The following is a 13,822-nucleotide window of genomic DNA, read 5'->3' as shown; positions in this document are numbered from 1 at the left end:
GGCTGCGATCTTTCGTTCTTTACTGTTGCGGGTCGATATTGTCCAAGGCCCGGTTCACTGCAAGTTCACCGAGCATGACGATCTGGGCGATGCCCAGCGCGATGCTGCGGTTAGGGCCATTCAGCACGGCGGCAAATTCGGTCAGCATCACTTTGGCAGAGGCCAATGATTCGCAGGCGTTGGCGAGGAGCGATTCGGTGTCGATTTCGGGGGCGACCATGAACATGGTGCTGGGGGGATCCGGAGTAACTTTGACCATTGTGAAATCACCTTTCAGATCGATGGACTTACCCCATCTGCCGCCAAGCAGAGTGGGTGGCAGGTTGCACAAGGTTGGCGGACCGAGAAAGGTGAATCGGCATCCCCGAAGGAATCCATGTGCAACCTGCCATAAAGTGAGTCTGGCACTCATAAGTGCCTGAAACTTTCATGACAGAACCTGCAACACCTTTCCGGGCCGCCAAGCCCGACCGCTGAATTTCAGCGACCGAGAAACAATAGGGACAGCGCGCAAGGCACACAAGCCGGCCGATTCTGGCGTTGTTGTAGGCAAAGACGCAACCTGCCGTAGCCCAAACATGTAACCAGTGAAATCGGTGTAGGAACTGTCGAGCAGTGGCGGATGATTTTTCATCAGGACACTTTTTGCGCTTTGCAATGAAGTGCTCATTGACTGCTCAATAGCCTTCGCGAGCAGGCTCGCTCCCACACTGGGTCTGCGCAGGGTATAGCGATCTGAGGTGGGAGCGAGCTTGCTCGCGAAGGCGCCCTGACAGTCAGCAGAAAAATTGTCAGCCGCGCTCTGCTAGAATCCGCCCCATTCCCTGCCAGAGACTCTTTCCCATGAGCGAGCCGATTCGCCTCACCCAATACAGTCACGGTGCCGGTTGCGGCTGCAAGATTTCCCCGCAGGTGCTGGAGGTGATTCTGGCCGGCAGCGGCGCGCAGAACCTTGACCCGAAACTGTGGGTCGGCAACGCTTCGCGCGATGACGCGGCGGTCTATGAAATTGATGCCGAGCGCGGTGTAGTTTCGACCACGGACTTCTTCATGCCGATCGTCGATGATCCGTTCGACTTCGGGCGCATTGCCGCGACCAACGCGATCAGCGACATCTATGCGATGGGCGGTGATCCGTTGATGGCGATTGCGATACTCGGCTGGCCGGTGAATGTGCTGGCGCCGGAAGTGGCACGGGAAGTGATCCGTGGCGGGCGTGCGGTGTGCGACGCGGCAGGCATTCCGTTGGCGGGCGGGCATTCGATTGATGCGCCAGAGCCGATTTTCGGTCTCGCGGTGACCGGTCTGGTGGAAAAACGCCACATGAAACGCAACGACACCGCCACCGCCGGTTGCCTGCTGTACCTGACCAAACCGCTGGGCATCGGCATCCTCACCACGGCCGAAAAGAAAGGCAAGTTGCGTCCTGCCGACGTCGGAGTCGCTCGCGACTGGATGTGCACGCTGAACAAACCCGGCAGCCGCTTCGGCAAACTCGCTGGCGTTACGGCGATGACCGACGTCACCGGTTTCGGCCTGCTCGGGCATCTGGTGGAAATGGCCGACGGCAGCCAGCTCACGGCGCGCATTACCTACGACCGAGTGCCGCGTCTGGACAGCGTCGAGTATTACCTCGAACAGGGCTGTGTCCCCGGCGGTACGTTGCGCAACTTCGACAGTTATTCGAGCAAGGTCGGCCGTGTGCAGGAGCTGCACAAACGTGTGCTCTGCGACCCGCAAACCAGCGGCGGTCTGTTGATCGCGGTTACGCCTGAAGGCAATGACGAGTTCCTCGCCGTCGCCGCCGAACTGGGCTTGAACCTGGCGCCAATTGGCGAATTGGTCGAGCGACAGACGAACGCAGTCGAGGTGATTTGATGCTCCGCGACTGCACCGATTACCGCGATATTTTCCTCAACGATCGGCCGCTGATGGACGCCCGCGCGCCGGTCGAGTTTCACAAAGGCGCGTTCCCTGGCGTGATCAATCTGCCGCTGATGAATGACATCGAGCGGCAGAAAATCGGCACCTGTTACAAGCAGCACGGCCAGCAGGCCGCCATCGAGTTGGGCCATCAAATGGTGTCCGGTGCGGTGAAGGCCGAGCGCATTCAGGCCTGGGCGGATTTCGCCCGGGCCCATCCCGACGGTTACCTCTATTGCTTTCGCGGCGGTTTGCGTTCGCAGATCACCCAACAATGGCTGCGTGACGAGGCCGGCATTGACTATCCTCGCGTTGGCGGCGGTTACAAGGCGATGCGCAGCTTCCTTATCGACACCACTGAACAAGCCATCGCGCAGTGTGATTTCGTTTTGCTGGGCGGCATGACCGGCACCGGCAAGACCGAAGTGCTGGTGCAATTGCGTAATGGCCTGGATCTGGAAGGGCACGCCAATCACCGCGGCTCCAGTTTCGGTAAACGCGCCACCGCGCAGCCGTCGAACATCGATTTCGAGAACCGCTTGGCCATCGACATCCTCAAGAAGCGTGATGCCGGTATCGAGCAGTTTGTGCTGGAGGACGAGAGTCGGGTGGTCGGCAGTTGCGCCTTGCCGCTGGCGATGTATCAGGGCATGCAGCAGTACCCGATGGTCTGGCTGGAAGACAGTTTCGAGGATCGCGTGGAGCGGATTCTGCGTGATTACGTGGTCGATCTGTCTGCCGAGTTTGCATCGGTGCATGGCGAGGAAGGTTTTGCGCTGTTCGCAGAGCGGCTGCTTGAGAGCCTGAACAACGTGCAGAAACGCCTGGGTGGCGAACGCCATCGGCGGCTGTTCGATTTGATGGAAGCGGCGCTGTCAGAGCAGGCTCGCAGTGGTGTGGTGGATCTGCATCGCGGCTGGATCGAAGGGTTGCTGCGTGAGTATTACGACCCGATGTATGTGTTCCAGCGCGAGAAAAAGGGCGGGCGTATCGAGTTTGCCGGGGAGCGTGGGGCGGTTATCGAGTATCTGCGCGAGCGGGTGAATCAGAAAGCCTGATGGCGTGTTTGCCGGCCTCATCGCTGGCAAGCCAGCTCCCACAGTGTTGTGGGGTCAGCGCAAATATGCGCATCACTCCAAACCTGCGGGAGTCCGGCTCGCCAGCGATGAGGCCATCACCGAGAGTAGAAGACTCAAGTCAGACAACTGTCCCAGCCATCATCCAGTCTTCCACAGCATTCGTTGTGCATTCAAAACCTGTGGGAGCTGGCTTGCCAGCGATGAGGCCATCACTGACAGTAGAAGACTCAAGTCAGACAAGTGTCCCAGCCATCATCCAGCCTTCCACAGCATTCATTGTGCATTCAAAACCTGTGGGAGCTGGCTCGCCAGCGATGAGGCCCGAACAGGCACCCGAAGACTCAAGTCGGGCAGGTGGCCTTGCCGTTATCCAGCCCTTGCTTGTAGCTGTGGCTCTGCAAACTGGCCTTGCCGTTGTGCCAGGTCAGGGTCAGCACATACAGCGAATCAAAGTCGCTGCCCGCCCAGTCATCGGTAATGTTCTGTTTTTCACCGACCGCGTTGCCCGCGACTTTGTTGATCAGTTCCGGCAAATAGCCGTGGGACCACGCGGTGTAGATGGTGGAGTTGTGATACTTGTCCTCCAGCAGTTCGCGCGCCAGATCGCTGGTGTCATTGGCCGAAAATTCGATGTTCACGGGCAGGCCGAGCTTGATGGCGGCGGGGCTGATGGTCATCAGCGGGCGAATATAGCTGTAGGAGTTGTCCAGCTCGCCTTCCTCGACGTTGCGCGTCGGATTGGCGGCGAACACGTAGTCGGCAGCGCCGAATTTCTCCGGCAGCAACGTCGACAGGTCAATGGCGCGGTTCAAGCCCTGGCAATTGAGCTGGCCGAGGCCACCTTCAGGCTTTTCGGCGTGGCGCAGGAACACCAGGGTCTGGGTGCCGTCCACCGGTTGTGCACGGCTTTCGCTGGATTCCAGCGACAGGAACAACGCGCTGACCGCCAACAGGGAGGGCAGGGCAACGTAGGCGCGATGTTTGAAGCGTTTGGCGAAACTCATCAAATTCGACATGAAATAAAAAGGTCTTCAGCGTGTTCGGTTAAGGCTGACAAACCTTTACACCGCAGGCTCCCAGCACCGGGTGTTTTCCATGTCATGAAGCGCTTCCTCTGCAACAAGGGCATAGCTCAGAGTCCTCCGAGGCCCTTTGGTTCGATTCGCAAGCGTGCGCGGCACTCTAATGGCAAGCACTCACAGCATTGGCAGAGAATAATCACTGAATGTTACGGTTCCTGTAGGCGTTGCCGAAGGCTGCGATCTTTCGATCCTGTTGAAACGCTCAAACTCAAAAGATCGCAGCCTGCGGCAGCGCCTACATTATGATCGGGCTTTAATTTGTGACTGGATGCTTCCCATGACCGATCTGTCCGCGTTCCCGATCACCCAGAAATGGCCGGCGCAGTACCCTGACTGGATTCAGCTCTATTCCTTGCCGACACCCAATGGCGTCAAGGTGTCGATCATGCTTGAAGAGATCGGCCTGCCGTACGAGCCGCACCGCGTGGGTTTCGACACCAATGATCAGTTGTCCCCGGAGTTCCTCTCGCTGAACCCGAACAACAAGATCCCGGCGATTCTTGATCCCCACGGCCCCGAAGATCAGCCGCTGCCGTTGTTCGAGTCTGGCGCGATCCTGATTTACCTCGCCGACAAGAGCGGCCAGTTGCTCGCGCAGGAGGGCACCTTGCGCTATGAAACCCTGCAGTGGCTGATGTTCCAGATGGGCGGCATCGGCCCGATGTTTGGCCAGCTCGGTTTTTTCAACAAGTTCGCCGGCAAGGATTACGAGGACAAACGCCCGCGTGATCGTTACGTCGAAGAGAGCAAACGTCTGCTCAAGGTGCTCGACGGTCGGCTGGAAGGTCGCGACTGGATCATGGGCGAGCGTTACACCATTGCCGATATCGCGACATTTCCGTGGGTGCGTAATTTGATTGGCTTTTATGAGGCCGGTGACTTGGTGGGCATCAGCAACTTCCCGAATGTCACCCGGGTGCTGGAGCGTTTTCTGGCACGGCCTGCGGTAATCCGTGGTTTAACGATCCCTTCCTGATTGACACACAACCCTGTGGGGCTTGCCAGCGATAGCGGTGGAAATGGCAACATTCATGTCGACCCTGCCGCCGTCATCGCTGGCAAGCCAGCTCCCACAGGGTTTCAGGGTGCCTGAAAGATTATTACGCACTCAGTAATGCTGTCTTGATTGATCCAGGTTTGTACGCCAACGCCTGCAAGGCATAAGCTTCGCCCCCTACGACTTTCGTCTCATCTTCCGTTTTCAGGAAAGCCCCATGTCCAGTCAGTTCCCCGAAGCACGTCCCCGCCGTCTGCGCCGCAATGCGAGCCTGCGCAGTCTGTTCCAGGAAACCGAGTTCAGCCTGAATGATCTGGTGCTGCCGATTTTCGTCGAGGAAGAGATCGATGACTTCGTGCCGATCAAGAGCATGCCCGGTGTGATGCGTATTCCCGAGCGCAAACTGGCCAGCGAAATCGAGCGCTATGCCCGCGCCGGCATCAAGTCGGTGATGACCTTTGGTGTGTCCCATCATCTGGACAGCAACGGCAGCGACACCTGGCGCGAAGAGGGCCTGGTCTCGCGCATGTCGCGCATCGCCAAGGACGCCGTGCCGGAAATGATCGTGATGTCCGACACCTGTTTCTGCGAATACACCGATCACGGCCACTGCGGCGTGATGCACAACCATGAAGTCGACAACGATCAGACCCTCATCAACCTCGGCAAACAGGCCGTTGCTGCTGCCCGTGCCGGTGCTGATGTGATTGCGCCGTCGGCGGCGATGGACGGTCAGGTGCGGGCGATTCGTCAGGCACTGGATGCGGCCGGCTTCACCCAGATTCCGATCATGGCCTATTCGACCAAATTCGCCTCGGCGCTGTACGGCCCGTTCCGCGAGGCCGGTGGCAGCGCGTTGAAGGGCGACCGCAAAAGCTATCAGATGAACCCGATGAACCGCCGCGAAGCCCTGCGCGAATCGCTGCTCGACGAGCAGGAAGGTGCCGATGCGCTGATGGTCAAACCGGCCGGTGCGTACCTGGACATCATCCGCGATATCCGCGAAGCGTCGAACCTGCCGCTGGCGGCGTATCAGGTCAGCGGCGAGTACGCGATGATCAAGTTCGGCGCGCAGGCCGGCGCGATTGATGAGGATCGCGTGGTGCGCGAGAGCCTGGGCGCGATCAAGCGTGCGGGGGCGGATCTGATCCTCACGTATTTCGCGATGGATCTGGCGCTGGCCGGGATCTAACCCGCACCGCAAAACCCTGTGGGAGCTGGCTTGCCAGCGATAGCGGTGGTTCAGTCGAGGTTGATTTTGGCTGTGCTGACCTCATCGCTGGCAAGCCAGCTCCCACAGGTTTCTGTGGTGTTCGTGGGTCAGGGGCAGGCGAAAAATGGCCGGATCCCTTGGTCGCGGAAGTAGCGCTCAATCACCTTCGGATCGGCGCTGCTATCGGCAATCGCCACGTAGGTGTCCGGGCGCAACAGGTAAAAACCGTTGCGCGCCAATCCTGCCGTTTCAAACGCCGGTCGCCAGTCGAACACGTGCAGCGGCAAATGATGTTCAAGGCACCAGGCGAGCATTTCGTCGCTGGTGTCGCCATACACATGCACCTGCCAGCACGGCTGCCTCAGCGGTTCGTAATTATCTCCCTCACCGTCATGTGCCCACGGCAAGCGATCGCCACCGTGGACGTGGCCGGCCGTGCCTTGACTGAGCGGCATGCCACGATAGTTGAGGGTGACTTGTGAGACCGTGCGAAAAAGGAATTCGCGACTCGCCTCGAACGACGCCATCCTGGGAATCAGAAACGGTGCCAGCCGCGTGCGCAACAGATCGGCCATGCGCCCCTCGGCCGTGACAAAACTGAACACTTTGTCGGTGGTGGAGACCAGCCGCCGGGCGAAGGCGATGCGTTCGGTTTCGTAGCTGTCGAGCAGTTTCGCCTCGGCACCGCCGCTGAGGACTGCAGCGAGTTTCCACGCCAGATTGATTGCATCGCCGATGCCGGTGTTCATGCCCTGCCCGCCCGCCGGGCTGTGCACATGGGCCGCGTCGCCGAGCAGAAACGCCCTCCCGCCGCGAAAATGCTCGGCCACGCGGTGGTGCACGCGGTAGGTGGAAAACCAGTGGACGTCCTCGATGTGCACTTTCAGGTGTTCGATGGCGCGGCTGCTGACATCAGAAAACTCCAGCGTTTCGGCACGCTCCGCACGTTCGTCACGCACGGTGCCGATCAATCGCGCGCGGCCTTTGCCGGCCAGTGGAAACACCGCGAGAAAGTCGGCTTCGTCCAGATCCAGATGCAACTCGCCGTTGAGCGCCGGGCCGCTGGCCTGGACATCCGCCACATAGAAAATCTGCTGATAAGTGCCACCGGGAAAACCGGCGTCGAGGTTTTTGCGCACCACCGACCGCGCCCCGTCTGCACCTGCCAGATAGCAGGCCTGGCAGATTTCCTGCTCGCCATCGGGCAGGCGCAAATGGGCGGTGACGCCGTCGCTGGTTTCCTCGAAACTTTCCAGCGTGGTTTCGCGCTCGACGCGCACGCCATAATCTTCGAGACGCTCGATCAACAGCTGTTCATGTTGGTCCTGCGGGAATATTTCGACGAACGAGTAGGGCGTCAGGCCCTCGCCGATACGGTTGAGCGGCAACTGCGCGACCGGTTTGCCATTGACCCAGAAGTTTGCCGCCGCCACCTGATGACCGTTGCGCACGATGGTCTCTGCCAGGTCCAGTTGCCGATACAGCTCCAGCGTTCGCGCCTGCACCGCCAGCGCCCGGGAAGTGGTGCCGGGGCCGGCAGTCTTGTCGATGATGCGCACCTGCACGCCGAATTTGCTCAGCCACAGGGCCAGCACCAGCCCGGTGGGGCCGGCGCCGATGATCAGGACGTCGCTGCGGTTCATGGGTGCGTGCTCCTTTTGCTGTGGAGCAAGTATGGATCAGAAGGAGAGGGTGGCCAGTTTGTCGGCCAGACGGAAAAAGGCCCCGCAGCGTTGAAGTTGCGGGGCCTTTTTGGGGTTCGACTGACGTGTAATGGTGTGACGGGAATCCAGCCCCTCACCCCAGCCCTCTCCCAGAGGGAGAGGGGGCCGACCGAGCGGTCTTGAGCGATCCGTCGACCTGAGAAATCGAGTCGATTGTGGATTCAGTACAGCATGTTCACGTCGGTGTATCTCTTCAGCATCCCCCGGTCAGTCCCCTCTCCCTCCGGGAGAGGGTTAGGGTGAGGGGCTTTTCAGGCCTTAGAAATCAATCGTGCCCGACAACTTCGCCACGCGCGGCTCACCTTGCGTCAGATAACCACCCTGCGCCGATTCCCAGTACTTCTTGTTGGCCAGGTTCTCCACCCCCAGACGCACCGTCACGTCTTTCTCCGAGACCTTGAAGGCATAACGCGCACCCGCGTCAAAGCGGTTCCAGGTCGGCAGGCTGAGGTTGTTGGCCGCGTCGGCGTATTGGCCGCCGGTGCGCAGCATCCGCGCGTTCAGCGCCACGCCTTGCAGGCCGGGTACGTCCCAATCGGCGCCGGCGTTGAACTGGAAGGTCGGCACGCCAATGGCACGGTTGCCGTCATTGGCGCCGTTAAGGGTGTTTTTCAGTTCGGTATCCATCAGGGTCAGGCCGCTGATCAGGCGCAGGCCTTGGATCGGCTCGCCGAACACGTTCATTTCTACGCCTTTGTTGACCTGCTCGCCTTCACGCACGTAGGTGCATGTGGTGGCGCTGTCGATTTCACAGTAGCCGTCGCTCGGCTGCTCGATGCGATAAACCCCCAGGCTCGCGCCGTAGGTGCCCATGTCGATCTTCACCCCGGCCTCGGTCTGCTTGGAGCGTGCCGGTGCATAGACTTCGTTGCCGTTGGTCACGCGGAACCCGCCGGAGCTGGTCGGCGAGGTCGGGCCTTGAGCCAGACCTTCGATGTGGTTGGCGTAGAACGACACGTGGTCCCACGGTTTGAACACGATGCCGTAGACCGGCGTGGTGATCGATTCGTCGTAGCTCGACGAACGCGGGCCGCTGCCGTAACTGGCGTAACCATAACCTTGCACTACGAGTTGCTGGCGGCGCAGGCCGGCAGTCACCAGCAGGCGATCATCGAAGAAACCGAGGGTGTCGGAAATCGCCAGACTACGGTTGAAAGTTTTGCCGACGATGCCCGGATCATTCAGGTCACCGCCGGAAAAGTTGCCGACCGGCGCGGGCGTCTGCACCGGGTGGTAGATGCTGTTGGCGTATTGGGTCAGGTCAAAATCGTAGGCGCTGCGCTGTTCGGTCCAGATGCCGGTCAGGCCGAAGTTGAGCTTGTGGCTGACCGGGCCGGTATTGAATTTGCCGTTGAGGCCCGCCATGACGCTGGTGTTGTCTTCGTCGTGAGGAATGAAAGAGCCGGTGGTGAAAGATGCGCCAGAGTTGCCCACCAGCGTGGTCGAGTTGTAGCGCCCGACTTCACGGGTGTGTTTGGCGCCGCCAGCGGCATAGGCAGTCCAGTTGTCGTTGAGGTCGTACTCGGCGCGGAGCATGCCGAAGGTGTCTTCGATGTCGGTGTAGCCCCATTTCGGCGCGTAGTTGGTGTCGGCCGATCGCGCGTCCGGGATGTGCGTGGCAGTGCCGAGGTTGACCGAGCTGCGGCCACCGTTGACGCGCTCCTTCTGATAGGCGAAGTCGCCGGAAATTCGTAGCGCATCGCCGCGATAGTCGAGGCCGATGGCGAACAGTTTCGAGCGCTGGTTTTCGTGATCGATACCAGTGTCGCCTTCGCGCTGGGACAGGTTGATGCGCGCGCCGAAGCGGTTGTCTTCACCGAAGCGTTGGCCAATGTCGAAGTGATGACCGATGCGGCCTTCGCTGTTGATGTCTGTGGTGTAGCGGCGCAGCGGCACGTCGCCGGCGCGTTTTGGCTGCAGGTTGACGCCGCCGCCGATGCCGGAGCCGGTCGGGGTCACGCCGTTGATAAAAGCGTTGGGGCCTTTGAACACTTCCACGCGCTCCAGGGCGTCGGTGGAAATGATCTGCCGCGGCAACACGCCATACAGGCCGTTATAGGAAATGTCGTCGCCGTTGAGCGGCAGGCCACGGATCATGAACACCTGCGACTGGTTGGAAAACCCCGAAGCCTGACGCACTGACGAATCGTTGAGCAGCACGTCGGCGACGTTTTCGGCTTGCTGATCCTGAATCAGTTGTTCGGTGTAGGACGCGGCGCTGAACGGCACGTCCATCATGTCCTGATTGCCCAACACGCCGAGCTGGCCCCCGCGTGCGACCTGACCACCGGAATAGACCGGGGGCAGGGCGTTTGGCGCTGGCGCTTTAGCGTTGATATTGACGTTGTCCAGCACCAGCGCTTTGTTGTCTTCTTCAGCAGCGTGGGCGGTAACGGTCAGGGAGCAGAGCAGGGCAAGAAGCGTCGGACGAAAAGGAACGCGTAGTCGGGCAGGAGCGGACATGTTTCATACCTGGAGGCGCACGGCCGGTGAGAAAGTGGGGCGGCGCGGGAACTCCTTGCGCAAATGCGACTCCAGGCGCGAATGATAGATTTTCTCAGTAACGTTTTGCAATCAGTTTGTCATCATCGCTGCATCACCCCGCTCCTACAGGGGAGTGTGTTCAGTCAGGGAACAGGCCCGGATCATCGCAGTCCTAGCCTGCGCCATACCATTGAACGTATGGTGAACCCGCCTCAACGGACTGGATGAAGCAACATGCACACCCCTCGATTACTGATCACCCTCGCAGCAATGCTGGTGCTGGCCGGTTGCGCCAGCCAGCGCAATGGCGAGCCCGCCCCGCGCCCTCCGGCCGAAGTGAAGGCTGAGATCGTGCGCCTGATACCGGCGAAAATCGCTGACCGCCAAGGCTGGGCGACTGATATTTACGTGGCATTCGCTGCACAGGACATCAATCCGACTACGCAAAACCTGTGTTCGGTGCTGGCCGTCACCGAGCAGGAATCAACCTTTCAAGCTGACCCGACAGTGCCGGGCATGGGTAAGATCGCCCGCGACGAAATCGACCGTCGTGCCGGCAAAGTCCACATCCCAAGCTTGCTGGTCAGCGGCGCCTTGCAGGTACGCTCCTCCAATGGCAAAACCTACAGCGAACGCTTGAAGGCGGCGCGCAGTGAAAAGGAATTGAGTGCCATTTTTGACGAGTTCATCGGCATGGTGCCGATGGGTCGCACGCTGTTTGGAGGCTTCAATCCGGTGCACACCGGCGGGCCGATGCAGGTCAGCATCGAATTTGCCGAGCAGCACGCCAAGGACTATCCGTACCCGGTGGACGGCACGATCCGCCGCGAAGTGTTCAGCCGTCGCGGCGGCATGTATTTCGGCATCGCGCATTTGCTCGGCTACCCCGTGAGCTACCGCGAGCCGCTCTATCGCTTCGCCGACTTCAACGCCGGTTGGTACGCCAGCCGCAATGCGGCGTTTCAGAATGCGGTCAGCCGCGCATCGGGTATCCCGCTGGCGCTGGATGGCGACCTGATCCGCTACGACTCGATCATGCCCGGCGGCACGGAACTGGCGGTGCGTACCCTTGGCAAGTCATTGGGCATGCGCAATCCGACCATTCGCGATCAACTGGAGAAGGGCAAAACCCTGGAATTCGAAGAGACCAAGCTGTACCGAGAGGTTTTTGCACTGGCCGAAAAGGCCGAAGGCAAATCACTGCCACGGGCGGTGCTGCCGGGGATCGTGCTGCAGAGCCCGAAAATCACCCGCAAACTGACCACCGCATGGTTCGCCAAACGTGTGGACGAGCGCTACAAACGCTGCATGGCCAAGGCCGGATAACTTTCCCAGACATAAAAAACCCGGCTACGGGAGCCGGGCTTCTCTGGGTTGTTGCGATTAACGCCATTCATTCAAGCGTTACGAAGTTCGTTCAGACGATCTGCACCACCTTCAGCGACACGGTTGCCATTCAGGCGATCCGAACCATCAGCGGCAATGGTGTTGCCTTTGACGCGATCAGCACCGTCAGCAGCGATGGTGTTGCCTTTGACACGATCAGCACCGTCAGCAGCGATGGTGTTGCCTTTGACACGATCAGCACCGTCGGCGGCGATGGTGTTGCCTTTGACGCGATCAGCGCCGTCAGCGGCGATGGTGTTGCCTTTGACACGATCAGCACCGTCAGCAGCGATGGTGTTGCCTTTGACGCGATCAGCACCGTCAGCAGCGATGGTGTTGCCTTTGACGCGATCAGCGCCGTCAGCGGCGATAGTGCTCTGGTGCACACGATCTGCGCCATCAGCAGCGATCATCGTGTGAGCCGGGGTAGCGGCAAAAGCGTTAACTGCGAAAACCGAGAAAGCGATGCTGAGAAGAGTTTGGCGTTTCATGATGGTGTGCTCCGGGGTGTTATTGGGTTGGTATGGAGCAGATGTTACGCCGGAGATTTTTTAAGAGAACTTCATTGCCGTGATGGTGAACATCGACGGCAATGATGATTGATTCAGAGGACTTTGACTGCCCGGCCAATCGCCTGGATCGGCCCGGTCGGCTTGCCGATTGGCGAACCGTTCGCCCCTTCAAGCGTCAACTCGAACAGCTGATTCGCTTCCAGCGGCGGCAACTTGTCCAGGGGCACCGACAGCGCCTGCCCCGGTTTGACCAACCCCAGCGATACCGGGCCTTGCCAGCCGTCAGCCTTGGTCCAGAACTCCAGCGCCTTGTCCGCAGGCACTTCCATCACACCCAAGGGAATCAGCTGGATTTCCCGCGAATTGCTCGCCTGGATCACCCAGCCCGGAGCCTTGTCCTGCGGCGCGACCAGCACCACCAGATAACTCGGTTTCGGTGTGGTCTGGGTCAGCAGCATCGCGCCCAACACCAATGTGGCGGCCAGGCCGGCAGCGCTCAACCCGCGCCACAGCGGCAGCAGGTTCCACCATGAGGTTGAAGGTGCTGGCTGCGTGAGTCGATCAATGCTGCGATTGATCCGCGGCCACAGCAGCGCTGACGGTTGTTGCGGCGCGGCGAAATCCGTCAGTTCCAGCAACCGCCGCTCCCAGGCATCCACCGCCGCACGCAGTTCAGGCTCATGTGGCAGGCGTTTCTGCACCTCGATCCGTTGTTCGGCAGAGAGCGTGCCGAGCACGTACTCTCCCGCCAGTTCATCGCGTTCCTGCGCCGATTCAGTGGTCATCCCATGCACTCCCGCAAGGCGTTGAGGCTGCGTTTGATCCAGGCCTTGACCGTGCCGAGCGGCGTGCCGAGGCGCGTGGAAATTTGCGCGTGGGTATAGCCGTCGACGTAGGCGTGGAGGATGCAGCGCCGGCGCTGTGGGTCGAGTTGTTCCAGGCAGCGATGGATGCGCGCCGAATGATCCTGCGCGTTGAAAGTCTCGTCGAGCACTTCGTGGTCTTCGTCGAACGGCGTTTCCCGCCGGTGATCACGCAGTTGATTCAACGCCAGATGCCGCGTCACGCTGTACATCCAGCCACGCGCCGAACCTCGTGAAGCGTCAAACCCCGCGGCACCGTTCCAGATCTTGATAAATGCGTCATGGACAATGTCCTCCGCCAGCGCCGTGTCGCGCACCAGCCGTTTGGTCACACCGAGCAGGCGCGGGCCTTCCTGCACGTACAAATCGCGCAGGGCAGAACGCTCGCCGCGGGCACAGGCAGCGAGACGGGCTTCATAATCGAATTCGGGTTCAGGCAAGGTCATGTGGTGCAATCTAGCTGACATGTAACTTCTGCACACAGAACCTTGTGGGAGCGGGCTTGCCCGCGATGGCGTCGTGTCAGCCAATTTCTACTTCACTGATCCACCGCTATCGC

General features: G+C 60.1%; 12 protein-coding genes. 5 read left to right on the top strand and 7 right to left on the bottom strand.

The features are described from left to right. Positions 1-19: 19 nt before the first annotated feature. Positions 20-259 carry a DUF6124 family protein gene (locus tag IEQ42_RS08700; RefSeq protein ID WP_210703236.1) on the bottom strand — a complete coding sequence of 80 codons (240 nt, stop codon included), beginning with the start codon at positions 257-259 and terminating at the stop codon, positions 20-22. Positions 260-843: 584 nt separating this feature from the next. Here IEQ42_RS08700 and selD point away from each other — a divergent pair. Next, entirely contained in the window at positions 844-1,878 is a 1,035-nt protein-coding gene (gene selD, locus IEQ42_RS08695) for a selenide, water dikinase SelD (RefSeq protein WP_210703235.1), read from the top strand. Further along, complete coding sequence (mnmH, locus tag IEQ42_RS08690; protein ID WP_210703234.1) at positions 1,878-2,981, top strand: tRNA 2-selenouridine(34) synthase MnmH; 1,104 nt, start codon at positions 1,878-1,880, stop codon at positions 2,979-2,981. Before selD ends, mnmH begins: the two co-directional genes overlap by 1 nt. A 362-nt stretch (positions 2,982-3,343) precedes the next feature. Here the strand turns inward: mnmH and IEQ42_RS08685 are convergent, their stop codons facing one another. Further along, on the bottom strand, positions 3,344-4,018 hold the full coding sequence (locus IEQ42_RS08685) for a histidine phosphatase family protein (RefSeq protein ID WP_210703233.1): 675 nt from the start codon (positions 4,016-4,018) through the stop codon (positions 3,344-3,346). A gap of 343 nt (positions 4,019-4,361) precedes the next feature. Here IEQ42_RS08685 and IEQ42_RS08680 point away from each other — a divergent pair, with 343 nt between their 5' ends. Together IEQ42_RS08680 and hemB are read left to right on the top strand one after the other, a co-directional pair. Next, complete coding sequence (locus tag IEQ42_RS08680) at positions 4,362-5,060, top strand: glutathione S-transferase family protein (protein ID WP_042560071.1); 699 nt, start codon at positions 4,362-4,364, stop codon at positions 5,058-5,060. A 238-nt stretch (positions 5,061-5,298) separates the two neighbouring features. Next, positions 5,299-6,273, top strand: a complete 975-nt coding sequence (hemB, locus tag IEQ42_RS08675; protein WP_210703232.1) for a porphobilinogen synthase — start codon at positions 5,299-5,301, stop codon at positions 6,271-6,273. A gap of 128 nt (positions 6,274-6,401) precedes the next feature. On the opposite strand, the gene IEQ42_RS08670 is transcribed toward hemB, so the two are convergent. Beyond that, positions 6,402-7,937: an FAD-dependent monooxygenase gene (locus IEQ42_RS08670; RefSeq protein WP_210703231.1), complete on the bottom strand. Its 1,536-nt coding sequence runs from the start codon at positions 7,935-7,937 to the stop codon at positions 6,402-6,404. A gap of 339 nt (positions 7,938-8,276) precedes the next feature. Then, positions 8,277-10,481, bottom strand: a complete 2,205-nt coding sequence (locus IEQ42_RS08665) for a TonB-dependent receptor (RefSeq protein ID WP_210703230.1) — start codon at positions 10,479-10,481, stop codon at positions 8,277-8,279. Between the two features lie 255 nt (positions 10,482-10,736). On the opposite strand from IEQ42_RS08665, the gene IEQ42_RS08660 reads away from it, so the two are divergent. Beyond that, the gene (locus IEQ42_RS08660) at positions 10,737-11,828 is read left to right on the top strand and encodes a DUF1615 domain-containing protein (protein ID WP_210703229.1); all 1,092 of its coding nucleotides are present in this window, start codon (positions 10,737-10,739) and stop codon (positions 11,826-11,828) included. Between the two features lie 71 nt (positions 11,829-11,899). Here IEQ42_RS08660 and IEQ42_RS08655 read toward each other — a convergent pair whose 3' ends face one another. The 3 genes from IEQ42_RS08655 to IEQ42_RS08645 form a co-directional block, all read right to left on the bottom strand. Beyond that, positions 11,900-12,379, bottom strand: coding sequence for a hypothetical protein (locus tag IEQ42_RS08655; RefSeq protein ID WP_210703228.1), 480 nt, complete (start codon positions 12,377-12,379; stop codon positions 11,900-11,902). 113 nt (positions 12,380-12,492) lie between these two features. Then, on the bottom strand, positions 12,493-13,185 hold the full coding sequence (locus tag IEQ42_RS08650) for an anti-sigma factor (RefSeq protein ID WP_210703227.1): 693 nt from the start codon (positions 13,183-13,185) through the stop codon (positions 12,493-12,495). Further along, complete coding sequence (locus IEQ42_RS08645; protein ID WP_210703226.1) at positions 13,182-13,709, bottom strand: sigma-70 family RNA polymerase sigma factor; 528 nt, start codon at positions 13,707-13,709, stop codon at positions 13,182-13,184. The genes IEQ42_RS08650 and IEQ42_RS08645 overlap by 4 nt, the downstream gene beginning before the upstream one ends. Positions 13,710-13,822 lie beyond the last annotated feature (113 nt).

Origin of the sequence: Pseudomonas iridis (assembly GCF_017980685.1) — a bacterium.
GTDB classification, from domain to species: Bacteria; Pseudomonadota; Gammaproteobacteria; order Pseudomonadales; family Pseudomonadaceae; genus Aquipseudomonas; species Aquipseudomonas iridis.
The sequence above is the reverse complement of the archived record's forward strand: the minus strand, read 5'-3'. Positions and strand labels throughout refer to the sequence as shown.

Coding starts and splice junctions, on each gene's coding strand:
- IEQ42_RS08660 (WP_210703229.1), top strand. CDS start 10,737: ATGCACACCCCTCGATTACTGATCACCCTCGCAGCAATGCTGGTGCTG.
- hemB (WP_210703232.1), top strand. CDS start 5,299: ATGTCCAGTCAGTTCCCCGAAGCACGTCCCCGCCGTCTGCGCCGCAAT.
- IEQ42_RS08650 (WP_210703227.1), bottom strand. CDS start 13,185: ATGACCACTGAATCGGCGCAGGAACGCGATGAACTGGCGGGAGAGTAC.
- IEQ42_RS08685 (WP_210703233.1), bottom strand. CDS start 4,018: ATGTCGAATTTGATGAGTTTCGCCAAACGCTTCAAACATCGCGCCTAC.
- selD (WP_210703235.1), top strand. CDS start 844: ATGAGCGAGCCGATTCGCCTCACCCAATACAGTCACGGTGCCGGTTGC.
- mnmH (WP_210703234.1), top strand. CDS start 1,878: ATGCTCCGCGACTGCACCGATTACCGCGATATTTTCCTCAACGATCGG.
- IEQ42_RS08645 (WP_210703226.1), bottom strand. CDS start 13,709: ATGACCTTGCCTGAACCCGAATTCGATTATGAAGCCCGTCTCGCTGCC.
- IEQ42_RS08655 (WP_210703228.1), bottom strand. CDS start 12,379: ATGAAACGCCAAACTCTTCTCAGCATCGCTTTCTCGGTTTTCGCAGTT.
- IEQ42_RS08665 (WP_210703230.1), bottom strand. CDS start 10,481: ATGTCCGCTCCTGCCCGACTACGCGTTCCTTTTCGTCCGACGCTTCTT.
- IEQ42_RS08670 (WP_210703231.1), bottom strand. CDS start 7,937: ATGAACCGCAGCGACGTCCTGATCATCGGCGCCGGCCCCACCGGGCTG.
- IEQ42_RS08680 (WP_042560071.1), top strand. CDS start 4,362: ATGACCGATCTGTCCGCGTTCCCGATCACCCAGAAATGGCCGGCGCAG.
- IEQ42_RS08700 (WP_210703236.1), bottom strand. CDS start 259: ATGGTCAAAGTTACTCCGGATCCCCCCAGCACCATGTTCATGGTCGCC.